15 protein-coding genes are annotated in these 17223 nt (G+C 55.3%); 14 read left to right on the top strand and 1 reads right to left on the bottom strand.

The features are described from left to right. Window positions 1-147 precede the first annotated feature (147 nt). The 14 genes from GX030_03985 to pcrA all read left to right on the top strand — a co-directional run bounded on the left by GX030_03985 (window position 148) and on the right by pcrA (window position 17042). Complete coding sequence (locus GX030_03985) at window positions 148-1335, top strand: pyridoxal phosphate-dependent aminotransferase (protein ID NLV91539.1); 1188 nt, start codon at window positions 148-150, stop codon at window positions 1333-1335. Window positions 1336-1373: 38 nt separating this feature from the next. Next, complete coding sequence (locus tag GX030_03980) at window positions 1374-3416, top strand: TIM barrel protein (GenBank protein NLV91538.1); 2043 nt, start codon at window positions 1374-1376, stop codon at window positions 3414-3416. A gap of 38 nt (window positions 3417-3454) precedes the next feature. After that, entirely contained in the window at window positions 3455-4222 is a 768-nt protein-coding gene (locus GX030_03975; GenBank protein ID NLV91537.1) for a 2-phosphosulfolactate phosphatase, read from the top strand. A 247-nt stretch (window positions 4223-4469) separates the two neighbouring features. Then, the gene (locus GX030_03970) at window positions 4470-4754 is read left to right on the top strand and encodes a co-chaperone GroES (GenBank protein NLV91536.1); all 285 of its coding nucleotides are present in this window, start codon (window positions 4470-4472) and stop codon (window positions 4752-4754) included. Between the two features lie 97 nt (window positions 4755-4851). Continuing rightward, window positions 4852-6468 carry a chaperonin GroEL gene (groL, locus tag GX030_03965; GenBank protein ID NLV91535.1) on the top strand — a complete coding sequence of 539 codons (1617 nt, stop codon included), beginning with the start codon at window positions 4852-4854 and terminating at the stop codon, window positions 6466-6468. A gap of 169 nt (window positions 6469-6637) precedes the next feature. Then, window positions 6638-7426: a hypothetical protein gene (locus tag GX030_03960; GenBank protein NLV91534.1), complete on the top strand. Its 789-nt coding sequence runs from the start codon at window positions 6638-6640 to the stop codon at window positions 7424-7426. Between the two features lie 180 nt (window positions 7427-7606). Beyond that, window positions 7607-8143: a hypoxanthine phosphoribosyltransferase gene (hpt, locus tag GX030_03955; GenBank protein NLV91533.1), complete on the top strand. Its 537-nt coding sequence runs from the start codon at window positions 7607-7609 to the stop codon at window positions 8141-8143. Between the two features lie 37 nt (window positions 8144-8180). Continuing rightward, window positions 8181-9443, top strand: a complete 1263-nt coding sequence (guaA, locus tag GX030_03950) for a glutamine-hydrolyzing GMP synthase (GenBank protein NLV91532.1) — start codon at window positions 8181-8183, stop codon at window positions 9441-9443. 153 nt (window positions 9444-9596) lie between these two features. After that, complete coding sequence (gene hisZ / locus GX030_03945; protein ID NLV91531.1) at window positions 9597-11291, top strand: ATP phosphoribosyltransferase regulatory subunit; 1695 nt, start codon at window positions 9597-9599, stop codon at window positions 11289-11291. Window positions 11292-11326: 35 nt separating this feature from the next. Continuing rightward, window positions 11327-12670 carry a histidinol dehydrogenase gene (hisD, locus tag GX030_03940; protein ID NLV91530.1) on the top strand — a complete coding sequence of 448 codons (1344 nt, stop codon included), beginning with the start codon at window positions 11327-11329 and terminating at the stop codon, window positions 12668-12670. Window positions 12671-12692: 22 nt separating this feature from the next. Further along, window positions 12693-13304 (top strand): imidazoleglycerol-phosphate dehydratase HisB, encoded by a 612-nt coding sequence (hisB, locus tag GX030_03935; GenBank protein ID NLV91529.1) that lies wholly within the window; start codon window positions 12693-12695, stop codon window positions 13302-13304. A 58-nt stretch (window positions 13305-13362) separates the two neighbouring features. Beyond that, window positions 13363-14109 carry a 1-(5-phosphoribosyl)-5-[(5-phosphoribosylamino)methylideneamino]imidazole-4-carboxamide isomerase gene (hisA, locus tag GX030_03930; protein NLV91528.1) on the top strand — a complete coding sequence of 249 codons (747 nt, stop codon included), beginning with the start codon at window positions 13363-13365 and terminating at the stop codon, window positions 14107-14109. A gap of 29 nt (window positions 14110-14138) precedes the next feature. Then, complete coding sequence (locus GX030_03925; GenBank protein ID NLV91527.1) at window positions 14139-14798, top strand: bifunctional phosphoribosyl-AMP cyclohydrolase/phosphoribosyl-ATP diphosphatase HisIE; 660 nt, start codon at window positions 14139-14141, stop codon at window positions 14796-14798. A gap of 36 nt (window positions 14799-14834) precedes the next feature. Further along, entirely contained in the window at window positions 14835-17042 is a 2208-nt protein-coding gene (gene pcrA / locus GX030_03920) for a DNA helicase PcrA (protein ID NLV91526.1), read from the top strand. On the opposite strand, the gene GX030_03915 is transcribed toward pcrA, so the two are convergent. Continuing rightward, window positions 16999-17223: hypothetical protein (locus GX030_03915; protein ID NLV91525.1), on the bottom strand; the 225-nt coding region annotated here is incomplete at its 5' end. The genes pcrA and GX030_03915 overlap by 44 nt on opposite strands.

The raw sequence follows: 17223 nt of genomic DNA, 5'->3' as shown, positions 1-17223 counted from the left end.
TCATGCATTGGGTTGTAAGTTTATGTCGTCTTTCGGATAGCGGCCCGCCCCGGGATCTGGCGGGCCCTTGTGCTACAATTAGGAGGTTTCACCCGGGTCCGAATCGGGAAGTAGGTAATATCCTGGGTGGAAAAGGAGTGAGTAAACTTGCAACGGGCAAGGCGGATGGAAAGTCTAGGAACGGAGACGGCCTTTGAGGTGTTGGCGGAAGTGCGGGCTCTGGAGGCCCAGGGAAGAGATATTATTAGTTTTGCCATTGGTGAACCGGACTTCTCAACTCCGGAGCACATCAAGCAGGCGGCAATCGCGGCTATTGAAAGAAATGAGACCCACTACAGCCCCTCCGCGGGCATTATGCCGCTGCGTCAGACCATTGCCGAATATATCAGCCGGACTCGGGGTATCTCGGCAAAGCCGGAAAACGTGGTGGTCACCCCGGGGGCAAAACCGATTATTTTCTACACCATTTTGGCCTGTGTCAATCCCGGGGATGAGGTAATCTACCCTAATCCCGGTTTTCCTATCTATGAGTCAGTGATCAATTTCGTCGGAGCCAAGGCCATTCCCGCGCCGCTGTTGGAGTCCCGGCAGTTTCGTTTTGACCTCGATGATCTGCGGGCAAAGATTACCGACCGGACCAAGCTAATTATCCTCAATTCTCCCCACAACCCCACCGGGGGAATGCTCAGTAAAGAGGATTTGGAGGTGGTAGCGGAGATTGCCCGGGAGCGGGATATTTGGGTACTGTCCGATGAAGTCTACTCTCGGATGGTCTTTGATGGGGAATTTCGCAGTATTGCTTCCCTGCCAGGGATGCAGGATCGCACCGTCATTCTCGATGGCTTCTCCAAGACCTATGCCATGACGGGATGGCGCCTAGGATATGGCGTGATGCCGGAAAGCCTGGCCGTGGACGTGGCTCGCTTGGTGACCAATGTGGAATCCTGTACCGCCACCTTTACCCAATACGCTGGGATTGAGGCCTTAACGGGCAGTCAAGATCCCAGCAACGAGATGATGGAAATCTTTCGGAAGCGGCGGGATTTGATTGTCGCGGGTTTGAATGATATCGAAGGAATTAGCTGTATAATGCCCGCGGGAGCCTTCTATGTCTTTCCCAATGTGACCGAGGCCTGTCGGCGGTTGGGATTACGGGATTCTAAGGCTTTACAAACCAAACTCCTCTACGAAGGCAACGTTGCCGTACTTCCTCGGACATCTTTTGGTAGGAAAAACGCAGAAGAGACAGAAGAATATCTACGACTGTCATATGCAACATCGGAGGAACAAATTATTGAAGGACTAAAACGCATCAAGAGGGTTGTTGAGGCCTGAGCAGCAGACAGAACATCTGAAGAGGGAGTGGAGGAGTTTTGGCTTTAGAACGGAACGTAAAAAGTCTAGTTCACTTCATGGCGTATCCCGGTCCAGGGACAACCAAATCGGTGATGCGGGGTGAGGCTCGAGCTAGTTACTTGCTCCGCAGCATCGATGAGCTCATCGCAGACGGTTATTTCGGAGCCCTTGAGATCACCACCATCAAGGACCCGGCCCTGCGGGCAGAAGTAGCTAAGCGGCTGCATGATGCCAATATCAAAATTATTTGGTCGGCACAGCCCGTGCAGCTGATGAATGAAGATGATTTGGTCCCGGTCACCGACATTAGCTCCATAGATGAGTTGCAGCGGATCGCAGGAATCCTGCGTTTGAAGCGCTGTATCGATGAAGCCTACGAAGTGGGCGCCGTCAGCATGGGCTTGATCAGCGGTACCGATCCCGGTCCCGACGCCGATGGCGCGTTGCGCAAAGAAGCGATGCAAAATCTCGTTCGTTCTTTGGACGAGCTGTGCAATTATTCCCGGGAAGTGGCAGAGGCTAAGGGGGTAGAGCCCATCACCCTCAGCCTTGAGATGTTTGACCGGTTGCCGGAACCGGGACATAGAAATCAATTGATTGGTCCCACCGATGACGCCGTTTACGTGGCTCGGGAAGTGCGGGATACCTATGGTCACAAGAATTTTGGTCTGATGTATGACCTCAGCCATATGTTCCTGCTGCGCAGCAACACCTTTGCCCTGGAAACTCCGCAGGTGTTGCGGCGGTTGGCGCCCTATCTCAATCATATTCATATCGGCAGCTGTGTCATCGATGAAAACGATCCTCTCTACGGAGACAGCCATCCTCCCTTTGACTACATCGGCAGTGCCGTTACCGCCGAGGATCTTGGTGCCTTTGTCAAGACTTTGGTGGACATTGGCTACACCGGTGGAATTGGCTTCGAAGTTACGCCGCTGCCGGATCAGGAGCCTGCCAACGCTGTTGCCTCGGTTAAGACGGCTTTTCAGGCGGCATGCAACCGCAATGATGTCAATTACGGAATTGGTGGCTTCCACTTCCACACTCGCCGCTGGTTTCCCGATGCGATCTTTAACATGATCACCGATATCCGGGTCCAGAACCCCGGTTTGATTCAAGAGATCGCCCAGTCCCGCAAGCGGCGGGAGAAGCTCACCGAGGATGGCAAATTGGTCATTTTGGCCGCGGATCACCCTGCTCGCTATGTCACCAATGTGGGCAGCCATCCCACGGCGATGGGAGATCGCCTGGACTATTTGGGCAGAATCCTGCGGGTGGTCACCAGCGATGAAATCGATGGTGTGATGGGTACTCCGGATATTATCGAGGACCTGTTGATCCTTCACCATCTGAGTAAGGAAAACGGTGGCCCGGCCTTCCTGGACAACAAAGTCTTGATGGGCTGTATGAACCGAGGCGGTTTGGCCGGTATCGAATATGAGATGGATGACCGGATGACCTCCTATACCGCGGAATCCATGCATCGGATGGGCCTAGATGGTGCCAAGATGATGTTCCGCTTGGATCCCGGTAAGATGTCTCGCTATTCGGTTCAGACCATCCAGTACTGTGCCAATGCCATCAACGAGTGCAATAAGTACGGCCTGCCGGTGTTCCTTGAGCCGCTACCGGTGGAGCCAACGGAAAAGGGATACCGGGTAATCATGGAGCCCGATGCCCTGATTAAGACCATGGGTGTTGCCGCCGGTCTGGGAGATTCCTCTGCCAACCTCTGGCTGAAGATCCCCTACGTACGGGAGTACGACCGAGTGGCTAAGGCTACCACCTTGCCCATCTTGATGCTCGGTGGCGCCTCTACCGGTAACCCCATCAACACCATAGAGGACTTTGCCCGGGGCATGGGCGAAGGCCACAATGTCCGCGGTGCGATGGTGGGCCGCAACGTTCTGTACCCAGGACTGGACGACCCCAGAGCTGTTGCCGCTGCTGTGCATAAGCTGGTGCATGAGGAAGTTACCGCCCTTGAGGCGATTAAGCACCTAGCCGCGGTCCGAGGTACCGAAATGGATACCTTTAAGGAATGGTTCAACATCCGATAACTTTCATAAGGAAATCTAGCTAGGAGGTGATGGGGCATATGGCCTTAGGCTATATGCCCCTTACCATGAGTGGGAAACTAACCTGCGACGCAGCATTGATTCGAAGTGAAGTGAAAGCCATTGATCTGACGGGAAAGACGGCGGTGGTGATTGATGTGCTCCGGGCAACATCAACCCTGGCCACTGCCTTTGCCAACGGGGTAACCAAGGTGTTTCCCACGGCTACCGTGGAGGAGGCCCGGTCTCTGCGAGGCACCAATCGACTCCTGGGAGGAGAGCGAGGGGGAGTCAAACTCCCCGATTTCGATCTGGGAAATTCCCCTCGGGAGTACACCGCCGCGGTGGTAGCGGGACGGGAGCTGGTGATGACCACCACCAACGGCACCGCTGCCATTCTGGCCAGTGCCGGCGCCCATCGGGTGTTGTTGGCCTCCTTTCTTAACCTGCCCGCGGTGGTTGCCGCCTGCCGTCGCCTGCAGCGGGAGGTAGTGGTGGTTTGTGCCGGGACGCAGCAGCGCTTCACCCTGGAGGATGCCGTTTGTGCCGGGATGATCTGTCAGGCGCTGACCGGGGTCCGGGCCGAAGAGGCTGTGGATTTAGGTCTCAGCGATGGTGCAAGCCTAGTCCTAGCCTTGGCCGAGCAGTGGCAGGGGCGGTTGGAGGAGATGCTGCAATCCTGTCGCCATGGTCGCAATTTGGCCCGGTTGGGCTTTGCCGAAGACCTGACTTACTGCAGTCAGTTAGGGCTCCTTGAGGTGGTGCCGGAGTACTCCCAGGGAGCAATTATCTTGAGTGAAATTGCATAATTTGACTCTGGTAAACAGAAGCTGGTAAGAAACAAGGAGGATTACGCCGATAACGTGTCAAAGAGGAAGAATGAGGTAGATGTACCCATATAAATCAGGGGATTTATCCCAAAATCGCCCTTTTCTGTGTTTCTTTCCTCTTGCACCCAAGGAACCAGTCATCTAATATTGTATGTGGATGTTAGCACTCGCTAGCGATGAGTGCTAACAAGGGAAGCGAATCTAGCTCAAGGGAGGTTATTAGTAGATGAATCTGAAGCCTTTGGCAGATCGAGTTGTAATCAAATTAGTGGAAACCGAAGAGACGACCAAGAGCGGAATCGTGTTGCCGGACACCGCTAAGGAAAAGCCGCAACAGGGCAAGATTGTTGCCGTAGGTCCCGGTCGGGTTGAGGACGGCAAGACCATCGCGATGACCGTGAAGGTGGACGACACTGTTCTCTTTGCTAAGTATGCCGGTACTGAGGTTAAGGTCGATGGCGAGGAGTACTTGATTCTCAAGGAAAGCGACATTCTAGCTATCGTAGAGTAAGCCATAGCTTGATGAACTGCTTGACCGATGTACTGTATTTCTTGCCGCGATTACATAGAAGGCGCGGACATTTTAGACAAGGATGGTGAACAAGCTCATGGCAAAAGAGCTGGTTTTTAACGAAGCAGCCCGTCGGAAACTGGAGAAAGGCGTCAATGCGCTAGCCGATGCGGTAAAGGTTACCCTTGGTCCCAAGGGACGTAACGTAGTCCTGGAAAAAAAGTATGGTTCACCCACCATCACCAATGACGGTGTCACCATTGCTCGGGAAATCGAGTTGGAGGATCCCTTCGAGAACATGGGTGCCCAGTTGGTGAAGGAGGTTGCCACCAAGACCAACGATGTCGCCGGTGACGGAACCACCACAGCTACTGTTTTGGCCCAAGCCATCGTTCGTGAGGGTCTGAAGAACGTGGCCGCCGGTGCCAATCCAGTGCTGCTCCGCCGGGGTATCGATAAGGCAGTAGGAGTTGCCGTAGAAAAGATTCGGGAAATGGCCAAGCCTGTAGAGACCAGAGAGGCCATTGCTCAAGTTGCCGCTATCTCTGCCGGTGACGACGAGATCGGTGCTTTGATCGCCGACGCCATGGAGAAGGTGGGTAAGGACGGAGTCATCACCGTCGAAGAGTCCCAGACCTTTGGCACCACTTTGGACGTTGTCGAAGGTATGCAGTTTGACCGGGGTTACATCTCCCACTACATGGTCACCGACAGCGAGCGGATGGAAGCTGTGTTTGAGAATCCATACATTCTCATCACCGATAAGAAGATCTCCTCGGTTCAGGAGCTCCTTCCCATTCTCGAGAGAGTGATGCAGGCCGGTGCTCCCCTGTTGATCATTGCTGAGGATGTTGAGGGCGAAGCTCTGCCCACCTTGGTAGTCAACAAGCTCCGGGGAACCTTGAACGTATGTGCCGTCAAGGCTCCTGGCTTTGGTGATCGCCGCAAGGCGATGCTCAGTGACATCGCTACCGTCACCGCCGGTCAGGTCATCTCCGAGGAAGTCGGCTTGAAGCTGGAGAACGCCACCTTGGATATGCTGGGTCGGGCCGGTCGAGTGGTTGTCACCAAGGACGACACCACCATCGTCGATGGTGCTGGCAGCCCCGAGGATATCAAGGCTCGGATCGCTCAAATTCGGGTTCAAATCGAGGAGACTACCTCCGATTACGACCGGGAGAAGCTCCAAGAGCGGTTGGCTAAGTTGGCCGGCGGCGTAGCTGTCATCAACGTTGGTGCTGCTACCGAGACCGAGCTCAAGGAGAAGAAGCATCGCATCGAGGATGCTCTCTCTGCTACTCGCGCTGCCGTGGAGGAAGGAATCGTTCCCGGCGGTGGAGTCACCTTGGTCAATGCCATTTCCGCTGTGGAGGCTCTCGAGGAAGAGGGCGACATCCAGACGGGAATCAACATCGTGGCTCGGGCTCTGGCCGATCCGCTGCGCCAGATTGCAGCCAACGCCGGTATGGAAGGTGCAGTTATCCTTTCTCAAGTTGCTAAGCTGCCGGCAGGCGAGGGCTTCAACGCTCTAACCGGCGAGTTCGTCAACATGTTTGATGCCGGTATCGTCGACCCAGCTAAGGTAACTCGAAGTGCTCTGCAAAACGCTGCTTCCATCGCTGCGTTGCTCCTCACCACCGAGGCTTTGATTGCCGATCAGCCTGAGGAAGAGCCAGCAGCTGGTGCCGCGGGCGGCATGCCTCCGATGATGTAAGAAAACTGAAGCTAAACTAGTAAGGCGCCGGGATTTTGCCCAGGCGCCTTTTTGCGCGCAACCGCTGTAGGAAAACCGCTGCCGGCAATCCCCGACGACAGGAATAGCTGGGGAAATTGGGGAATAAAAGAATAGAGGATAGGTTTCACGGGATATGGGAGTGAGTAGTTTGCAGGGAACAGGAAAACCGTGGCTGTTGTGGATAGCGGTAGTTTGGATAGCGCTCTGGGGTCTGACTCCGGAGGTCTTCGCCCAGGGGGATTTACTGGCTTGTCGGACCGATATTCCCATTGTCATCGACGGTCATCTCAGTGATTTGCCCTGGCAGCTGGCGGAAAACTTGGTAATCGACGATACCACTCCTGCCACTTGGCTGGAACAGGGGACCTTTACGGTGGATGGGCCCAGGCCTAAGGGTCCAGGGGATGCAGCCCTGCGGATGAAAGCTCTGTGGAACGAAGATTATCTTTACATAGCCTTGGACGTCATCGACGATTCTGTTGTTACCGATCAGATTGTCGGATCTCTGCGGGAACAGGATTCCGTGGAGATTGTCATCGACCCTTCAGGAACGGGAGCAGAGCGCCGGGCCTTGATCTTTGCCCTTGAGACCGCCGCAGGTAACGGTCCTTGGTTCAGCATTCCCGGAGCACGGATTGGAGCGGTCCTTAAGCTGGGAGGTGCCGTGGGACAGATTCGGCCCTTAGGGTATACCGCAGAGATTGCCATCCCTCTGGCGGCCTTTGCCAAGGCCTATAACAGCAGCATTGCTCCCGGCCAAGCCTTTGGCCTGGAGGTGCGCCTCAATGATGTGGACTATGTCCCTGACCCCGGGGGCGAAGGTGTCATCAGGCAGGTGCGAAGGATGACCTGGACGGGAAATCCAATGGTGATGGAGTGGGGAACTACGCCCCAGTACGGCACCCTGCATATCGTGCCTTCCTTGGTCGGACGCTAAGTGAGAGTAACCCGGGGGTTTTGCGAAAGGGTTGGGCCAGGGTTGGGAAAGACTAACTAAGTGTGGGCGACAGGGTAGATAGCCCCTCATCTTAACAGAAGCTTAACAGAAGCTGCCAGGATGTTTTTGTCTATTTGGAGTACAAGAATCAATATGTTGCTAAACCAGGGGGTTATCTAGGTGCACGCAGATTTATCGAAGATTTTGCTAACTGAAGAACAGATTGCCAAGCGAGTAGCAGAGTTGGGAGAGGAGATTACCGAGGATTACAAGGGTAAATTTCCCTTGCTCCTTTGCATTTTGAAGGGCGCTATGCCCTTTACTTCAGATTTGATGCGGGCAATCAAGGGGCCGGTTCAGGTGGACTTCATGGCTATTTCCAGCTACGGTGCCGGCACCAAGTCCAGTGGGGTAGTTCGGATTCTCAAGGACTTGGATCACTCCATCGAAGGGCAAGATGTCCTGGTGGTTGAGGATATTATTGACAGTGGCCTTACCCTTCACTATCTGTTGGACAACCTGCGCTCCCGCAGACCTGCCAGCCTAAAGGTCGTAACTTTATTGGACAAGCCTGGCCGGCGGCAAGTCGATGTCAAGACGGATTACAACGGCTTTGATATTCCCGATGAGTTCGTAGTGGGATATGGCCTAGACTTCAACGAACGCTACCGCAACCTCCCTTACATCGGAGTTCTCAAGCCGGAGGTTTATGAGTAAGTAGGGAGAGAGACTCACTTTGAACAAAACTAGCAATTTGGAAAAAATCATTATAGTGGACGTCGGTGGCCAGTACAGTCAGCTAATTGCCCGGCGGGTGCGGGGCCTTAAGGTCTATTGTGAAATCGTTCCTTTTACAACTAGCAGTGAAGAGATCCTGGCTCAAGGTCCCAAGGGGATTATTCTGGCTATGGGCCCTGCCGGGGAGGACCAAAGGGACATTTCGCCCCTTGAGGCCAGTCTCCAACAGACGAAGATTCCCCTCTTGCGCTTCCATCCGGAAATGGTGGATACACCTTCCGGCGATGAGCTTCTGGGCAGTTTCGTCACCGATACCTGTGGCTGCCAGGGCAATTGGACGATGCAGTCCTTTATCGAGATTATGGTGCAAGATATTCGCCAACGGGTTGGCGACAGGCCAGTGGTCTGCGGTCTGTCGGGGGGAGTAGACTCTGCCGTGGCCGCGGCCCTAGTACACCGAGCCATCGGTGACCAGCTCACCTGCATATTTGTAGACCACGGTTTCATGCGCAAAAATGAAGCGGAGGAAGTGTCTCGCCTTTTTGGCAACTACTTCTCCCGGTTTATTCACCTTTCTGCGGCAGAGCGGTTTCTTACCCTTCTGCGGGGAGTCACTGACCCTGAGGAGAAGCGCAAGCGGATTGGCAACGAGTTTATTCGCGTTTTCGAGGAAGAGGCCAACAAGCTCGGTGAGATTGAATACCTGGTGCAGGGCACCCTCTATCCCGACGTGCTGGAAAGCGGCATTGGTCAAGGGGAAGTAATCAAATCCCATCACAATGTCGGTGGTCTGCCGGAGGATATGGACCTGAAGTTGTTGGAGCCCCTGAGGGATCTGTTCAAAGACGAAGTGAGGGTCCTGGGGCTAGAGTTGGGATTGCCCGAGGAGATGGTGTATCGTCAGCCCTTCCCCGGTCCTGGATTGGCCGTTCGGATTGTCGGTGAGGTAACGGAAGACAAGCTCAGAATCGTGAGAGAAGCGGACTGGATTGTTCGAGAGGAGATTGCCAGGGCAGGATTGGACCGGGATGTTTGGCAGTACTTTGCCGTTTTGTCCGATACCAAGACCGTCGGTGTCAAAGGGGACACCAGGACCTATTCCTATCTGTTGGGGATTCGCGCCGTGAACAGCGAGGATGCGATGACCGCAGATTGGGCCCGCTTGCCCCATGGGGTGTTGGCGAAGATGTCCCAGCGAATCATGGAGGAAGTTGATGGGGTCAACCGGGTGGTCTATGACATTAGTGCCAAGCCGCCTTCTACCATTGAATGGGAGTAGCTGGCAGCAACCACGAGCAATATAATAGGTTATCTGCGGCCGGTTGTGCAAACCGGCCTTCTGCTTATTTCAGTCCCGCTCTCCGCAGGACTTGATCACTAAGAAGCGGAATAACTGGAAAAGATATACTGAATACCCTGGGGAGGAACACCGATGCCTAACCTAAAACACACGGCGGTACAGACGCCGAAGGGAACCAAGGACTTCTTGCCGGCTGACGTCAAGCGAAAGCGGTTTATTCAACATCATCTCACCGAGTTCTACGAATCCTATGGATATCAGGAGATCATCACCCCGACCATCGAATTTTACAATAGTTTGACCCAGGGTAACGGGCCTCACCTAGCGGAAAGCACCTATCGCCTCATTGACCAAGAGGGACAGATCCTGGCCCTGCGCCCCGACGCGACCACGCCCATTGCTCGGGTGGTGGCCACCAGGTACCGGGAGGCGGAGAAACCCCTGCGATTTTTCTATGCCTCCAATGTCCTGCGCTACGGGACCTTGAAGGCCGGCCGGCGTCGGGAGTTCTACCAAATCGGAGCGGAACTCATCGGGCAGCCGGGACCGGGGGGTGATAGTGAGATTATTGCCCTGGCCATTGGCTCTCTGCAGGCCGTGGGACTGCGAAGCTTTCGCTTTGATCTGGGACATGTAGAGTTTTTCACCGGACTGGTTGAGGCGGCCCAGTTGTCGCCGGCGGTGGGGCGCCAGGTACGGGAAGCCCTCCTGCGCAAAGACTATGTCTCCCTCAAGGAGTTGGTGGGAGCGGCAGCGATGCCCGATTCTCTGCGGCAGGTATTTCAGCGCTTGCCGAAACTTCGGGGCGGGAAAGAGGTTCTGAAGGAGGCCTGGCAGTTGGCTCCCAATGCCACCTCTCGGCAGGCGGTAGCCAATCTGCAGGTGATTTACCAGGAACTTGAAGCCAAGGGCTTAGCGGAATTCGTCCAGCTGGACCTGGGCTTAGTTAAGGATTTGGATTACTACACGGGATTGATTTTCGAGGGCTACACCCAAGACCTGGGATTTAACATTTGTGATGGTGGCCGCTATGACAACCTCATCGGACAGTTTGGATACCAGTGCCCCGCTACGGGCTTTGCCTTTGGGGTAGAACGGTTGATGGAGTGCCTCGATGCCCAGGGAACCTGGCCCCAGGAGTTGGCGGCGGGGGAGCAGAGTCAGGCCGTGGCCGGGACCGCCGCGGAGGATGTGATCACCATCGCGGTACCCAAGGGTCGGCTTCAGAAATATCTGGCCCCGCTGTTATCCAGGGCCGGGGTCGATTGCTCCTCATTGTTGTCGGACTCCCGGAAGTTGATTATCGAGACCGATGATGGCTCTTATCGTTTCCTGTTGGCAAAGCCCAGCGACGTTCCCACCTACGTGGAGTACGGGGCCGCGGATATCGGGATCGTCGGGAAGGATATCCTGCTGGAGACGGAGGCCGAGGTCGCGGAATTGCTGGATCTGGGCTTTGGGCGCTGTCAGATGATTGTGGCTGTGGCGGAAAGCTCAGGGATCACCGACGTGCGGCAGCTGGACTTTAACAGCCGGGTGGCCTCGAAGTTCACCAATATCGCCACTAAGTATTTCAATCAAGTGGGCATTCAGGCGGAGGTTATCAAGCTCAACGGCTCCGTGGAGCTGGGACCCATCGTGGGATTGGCCGATGCCATCGTCGACATTACGGAAACGGGAACCACCCTCCGGGCCAATGGACTGATTCCCATCGCCACCGTGGCGGAGATTTCCGCTCGACTTATTGCCAATCCCATTAGCTACAAGGTGAAATACCAAGCAATCCAGGCATTAATCGATGGATTATCCGGTGAGTTATCTCAGTAGGGATAGGATACCTATCAGAGGAGATGAAGACATTGATGCGAATTGTCAATGCCGCTGAGATGAGCAGAGACCAATTAGAATATCTTTTGACTCGCCCCGATGTCGATGCGGTGGAAGTAACCCCAGAGGTGATGGCCCGCACCGAGGAGACCTTTGGCGGGCCTCTAACGCCCTTGGAGGTGGTGCAGACCATTCTGGCCGATGTGCGGGAGCGGGGCGATGAGGCTTTAGTGCACTACGCTGCGGCGATCGACGGGGTGGATCTGTCCAGCAAGGGTTTGTTTGTCACCGATGCAGAATTGGAGCAGGCCTACCAACAGGTGAGTAAACAGTTTCTGGCAGACTTAGATGTTGCCATGGATAACATCGCTGCCTATCACCGCAAGCAGGTGCAAAACTCCTGGATCACTACCGGTCCCCATGGCAATGTCTTGGGGCAAAAGGTGACGCCCCTGGCCTCTGTCGGTGCCTATGTGCCCGGAGGAACGGCGCCTCTGGTGTCCACCGTTTTGATGACCGTTGTTCCCGCCAAGGTGGCCGGTGTTAAGCGGGTAGTGGTGGCTACCCCGGAGACCAAACATGGGGGACTTAATCCCCATATCATCGTTGCCGCCCATAAAGCGGGAGCATCGCAGCTGCTCCGGGTGGGAGGAGCCCAGGGAATTGCCGCCTTGGCCTACGGTACCCAGTCGGTGGAGCCTGTTGACAAGATCGTTGGCCCTGGGAACATTTATGTGACCTTGGCCAAGAAGGAGGTCTTTGGCAAGGTCGGCATCGATAGTCTGGCCGGTCCCAGCGAGATTTTAGTGATCGCCGATGACACTGCCAATCCCCGCTACGTGGCAGCGGACTTGCTCTCCCAGGCGGAACATGATCCCGAGGCCGGTGTGTACCTGTTGACTACTTCCCCGGAATTGGCAGAGCAGGTGGCTCAGGAAATCAAGGAGCATCTGGCGCTGTTACCCCGCAGGGAGATTGCTGCCCAAGCCTTGACCAAATCCGGCGTAATTGTGGTGTGTCCGGATCTTGAGACCGCGGCGGAACTGTCTAATATCTGTGCTCCTGAGCATCTGGAGTTGGCGGTAGCTGAGCCCTTTGCTCTCCTGGACCAAATTCAAAATGCAGGAGCTATTTTCCTCGGACACTACGCGTCGGAACCGGTGGGAGACTATGTCGCGGGTCCCAACCATGTCCTGCCCACCAACGGCACCGCGCGCTTCTCTTCGCCCTTGGGGGTCTATGATTTTGTCAAATACAGCAGTATTATCAGTGTCACCGCTAAAGGCCTACAGCAATTGGCTCCAACGGGAATTCGTTTGGCCCAAGGGGAAGGGTTACAGGCCCACGCCCGGGCAATGGCGATTCGCTTTGAGTCCTAGGCTGATGTAGGAAATTGCAGGGATGAACAGATGGGAGGGGGCCCTTGTGCGCAGGGGAAGCGTTGACCGTAAAACACTGGAGACGGATATTTCTGTAACCCTGGATCTCGATGGTCGGGGCCAGGCCCAGGTTTGCACCGGGATTGGGTTTTTTGATCATATGCTTACGGCCTTTGCCAAACACAGCGGCTTTGACCTGACCGTTACCGCTGCCGGGGACTTGGAGGTAGACGGACACCACACCGTAGAAGATGTGGGAATCTCCTTGGGTCAGGCCCTGCGTCAGGCTGTGCATGCGGGGAAGGGGATTGCTCGGTTCGGAGAGGCGACGGTACCGATGGATGAGGCCTTGGTCCAAGCTGTCCTGGACATCAGTGGTCGAGCCTATTTGGCCTGGGATGTACCCTATCGGGCGCCGATGATCGGCGATTTTGACACCCAGTTAACGGTAGAGTTTTTCCGCGCCTTTGTCCACAACGCCGCCATCACCCTCCATGTGAGGAAATTGGCGGGAGAGAATGATCACCATATCGTTGAGGCTGCCTTTAAGGCGGTAGCAAGGGCCTTGGGAGCTGCCTGTCGGCGGACCGGGTCCGACGAGGTGCTGTCAACCAAAGGGTCGTTGCAGGGGTAGACAAGCCATTGGCGGAGTGGGACCGGAAGGTAGAACAAACCGGGGGAGTGGCGGACAAATGCTAGTGATTCCAGCAATCGATTTAAGACAAAGACAGGTAGTTCGGCTGTTGCAGGGCAGGGCCGAGGATATGACGGTGTATTCCGATGATCCCGTTGCGGTGGCTCGCCAATTTGAAGCTCAGGGGGCCCAGCGGCTCCATGTTGTGGACCTCGACGGTGCCTTTACCGGTGAGTCTGGGAACCTGCCGGTGATTAAGGATATCGCTGGGGCAGTACAGATGCCCGTTGAAGTGGGCGGAGGGGTGCGGGACCTAAAGGTGATTGAATCCCTTCTGTCCGTGGGGGTACGGTGGGTGATCCTGGGCACTGTAGCCTATCGAGACCCAGAGTTTGTCAAGCAGGCTTGCCGGGAGTTTCCCGGGCAGGTGCTGGTGGGCATCGATGCCCGAGACGGTCGGGTGGCAGTGGAAGGTTGGGTAGAGACCACCACGATGCCGGCGATGGATTTGGCTCGCCGGGTGTATGAGATGGGTGTAGAAGAGATTATTTTCACCGACATCGCCACCGACGGGATGTTTACAGGACCCAACTATCGGGCCTTGGAGACGATGCTTACCATCGGTCCCAAGGTGATTGCCTCCGGGGGAGTGTCAAGGGTTGCTGATTTGGAAGAGTTGGCCCAATACTCATTGCAGGGAGTAAGCGGCGCCATCGTTGGTAAGGCCCTCTATGATGGGAAGTTTCAACTGCCGGAGGCCATTGCAGCGGTGAACGGGGTGTTATCTAGGAAACCAGGGGAGTAGGTACGGGATGAGGGGTGGCGAGGACATTGATTAAAATAGAGGATTTGCAGTTTAACCAGGGACTGATTCCTGCCATTGCCCAAGATGCTGACAGTGGCGAGGTGTTGATGTTAGCCTATATGAATCGGGAAGCTTTGGAGAAAACCCTGGAGACAGGGATGGCCTGGTATTACAGCCGCAGCCGACAATCCTTGTGGCTCAAGGGTGAGACCTCGGGGCATCATCAACTGGTGAAGGAGATCAGAACCGATTGCGATCAGGATGCCATTTTGCTGCGGGTGGTGCAGCAGGGGGCGGGAGCCTGTCATGAAGGCTATCGATCCTGCTTTCACTATCCGGTGGAGGACAGCGACGGCGAGGCAAGGCCGGAGCTAACCTTTGATCCCGATGAGGTTTATCAGGACAAGTCTTCGGGGATCATTGATGAGCTATTTAACCTAATCGCCCAACGCAAAGATCATCCCATCGAGGGGTCCTATACCAATTATTTGTTCACCCAGGGGATTGATAAAATCCTGAAGAAGGTGGGGGAGGAGACCGCCGAGGTGATCATCGGTGCTAAGAACCCTGGAACGGAGGAAATGGTCTACGAGATAGCAGATCTTGTGTATCACCTCCTGGTGCTCTTGGTGGCCAAGGGCGCAACGCCCGGGGATGTGTTGACGGAACTCAGTTCCCGGCGGAAGTAGGCGAGGGTAGCAGGGAAGTAGTAGGAGGAGCTAGTTTTGGAGCTGAAGAATCAACTGAACCAGGCCCAGTGGGAGGCGGTATCCGCTGCCGATGGGCCCTTATTAGTTATTGCCGGTGCCGGTTCGGGGAAGACCAGAGTCCTCACCTACCGGATTGCCTATCTGTTGACGGAGCGCCAGGTGCCTTCCTATCGGATTTTGGCAGTGACCTTTACTAACAAAGCCGCGAAGGAAATGAAGGAACGGGTGGCAGCCCTGGTTGGGTATACGGGAGAGCAGATCTGGGTCAGTACCTTTCACTCTATGTGTGTACAGATTCTGCGGCGAGAGGCGGAATACATCGGGTATAATCGGAATTTCCTGATCTTCGACACTACCGATCAGTTGACGGTGATCAGGGACTGTCTCAAGGAGCTGAATCTGGACCCCAAGAACTTTGATCCCCGTTGGCTGCTCAACGCCATTTCTTCCGCGAAAAATGAGTTGATCGGCCCCGATGAATACGATCGACGGGCCAGCGACTACCGGGAAAACACCATTGCCCGGGTATATGCGCGCTATCAGGCTAAGCTGAGGGAAAACAACGCCTTTGATTTCGATGACCTGATCATGTATACGGTGCTGCTCTTTCGCCATCACCCCCAGGTGTTGGCTTGGTACCAGGATCGGTTCCAACACATTTTGGTGGATGAGTACCAAGACACCAACCATGCCCAATACGTTTTGATCAAGGCCCTGGCAGAGAAGTGGCAAAATCTTTTTGTGGTGGGCGACGACGATCAGTCAATTTATAAATTCCGGGGCGCCGATATTCGCAATATCTTGGAGTTTGAGCGAGACTATCCCCGGGCTCGCACCATCAAGCTGGAGCAAAACTACCGTTCCACCCAAAACATCCTGGATGCTGCCAATGCCGTGATTGCCAACAATCCAGGGCGCAAGGGAAAACGGCTGTGGACCGATCGGGGTGAGGGGGAGCTGCTGCGCACCGCGCAACTGCCCGATGAGAGGCAGGAAGCCGGATATGTTGCCGATCAAATCCAGCGGATGGTCAGTGAAGAAGGTCGGTCTTATAAGGACTTTACGATTTTATATCGGACCCATGCTCAGTCCCGGACTCTGGAAGAAGAGTTTATGCGTCGGGGCCTGCCCTACACCATCGTGTCGGGGGTTAGATTCTACGAGCGGAAAGAGATCAAGGATCTCCTGGCCTACCTCAGACTAATTCACAACCCCAGCGACAATTACAGCTTTCAGCGCATCATCAATGTCCCCAAGCGGGGGATTGGGGATACCACCGTGGGACGCTTGGTCGATTACAGCGCCGCAGCGGGGATCAGTAACTTTGCCGCCCTGGACCATCTCGATGCCATCAACACCATTTCAACCTCCTTTGCCAACAAGCTGCGGCAGTTTCGGGATCTGATCAACTCCCTGCGCCAGCAGGCCGAGGTGATGACGGTAACCCAGTTAACGGAAAAGGTCCTGGAGGATACGGGGTACTTGCCGGAACTGCAAAGGGAGGGCACCGTAGATGCTGAGGGACGCATCGAGAACCTGAAGGAGTTTCTCTCGGTGACCAAGCAGTTTGAGGCGGAGAATGAGCCCGCGGATCTTGGGGCTTTGTTGGAGCATGTGGCGCTAGTTTCCGATGTCGACAATCTCGAAGAGGATGCCGACGCGGTGCGGATGATGACCTTCCACGGGGCAAAGGGACTGGAGTTTCCCGTTGTTTTCATGGTAGGAATGGAGGAGGGGGTCTTTCCCCACAGTCGGTCTCAGTGGGAGCCTGAAGAATTGGAGGAAGAAAGACGCCTCTGCTACGTGGGAATCACCAGAGCGATGGAGCGGTTGTTCTTAACCAGCGCTAAACAACGGACACTGTACGGCAATACCACCTTAAACTATCCCTCGCGCTTTCTGGAAGAGATTCCCGAGGAGTTGGTTGAGGTGGATCTAGACGGGAGCTTGTCCATGGGCTTCTCAACCCAGATAAGCAGCGGCAGCCGCCAGGGAGTTGGCGCTAACTGGGAGAGGGTGGCGCCGCCCAGGCCCCGGCGAAAGCGACCGGAGCCTGAGGCCGCTGAGTTTGCTCCTGGAGATAAAGTCAAACACGGCACCTTTGGCGTCGGGACCGTTGTCGCGGTCTCGGATTCCAAGGGAACGCCACTGTATACAATCGCCTTTCCCGATGTGGGGATCAAACAGATTCTGGCTGGCTACGTTCCTCTGCAGAGGGTGTGAGCCTTTGCCACCAATCCTTGAGGTCATGCCAGAGGGTTCGTCGCCGCATGCTCCGGGAGGCAACTAGGGGAACAGAGCCCAACTCTTTATCCCGCAGATAGGCCACCAGGACTCCTAACTCGTCGCCCTTCTTGATGGGCAAAGTGGTGGGCTCCAGCACCACTTTGGTATGTAGGTGTTC

Source organism: Bacillota bacterium, from assembly GCA_012727955.1.
In the GTDB taxonomy this organism is placed as follows: domain Bacteria; phylum Bacillota; class Limnochordia; order DTU087; family JAAYGB01; genus JAAYGB01.
The sequence above is the reverse complement of the archived record's forward strand: the minus strand, read 5'-3'. Positions and strand labels throughout refer to the sequence as shown.

What these genes read in the sequence shown, in the direction of transcription:
- GX030_03975 (NLV91537.1), top strand. Translation starts at nt 3,455, where the DNA reads ATGGCCTTAGGCTATATGCCCCTTACCATGAGTGGGAAACTAACCTGC.
- GX030_03970 (NLV91536.1), top strand. Translation starts at nt 4,470, where the DNA reads ATGAATCTGAAGCCTTTGGCAGATCGAGTTGTAATCAAATTAGTGGAA.
- groL (NLV91535.1), top strand. Translation starts at nt 4,852, where the DNA reads ATGGCAAAAGAGCTGGTTTTTAACGAAGCAGCCCGTCGGAAACTGGAG.
- hisZ (NLV91531.1), top strand. Translation starts at nt 9,597, where the DNA reads ATGCCTAACCTAAAACACACGGCGGTACAGACGCCGAAGGGAACCAAG.
- hisD (NLV91530.1), top strand. Translation starts at nt 11,327, where the DNA reads ATGCGAATTGTCAATGCCGCTGAGATGAGCAGAGACCAATTAGAATAT.
- hisB (NLV91529.1), top strand. Translation starts at nt 12,693, where the DNA reads ATGAACAGATGGGAGGGGGCCCTTGTGCGCAGGGGAAGCGTTGACCGT.
- hisA (NLV91528.1), top strand. Translation starts at nt 13,363, where the DNA reads ATGCTAGTGATTCCAGCAATCGATTTAAGACAAAGACAGGTAGTTCGG.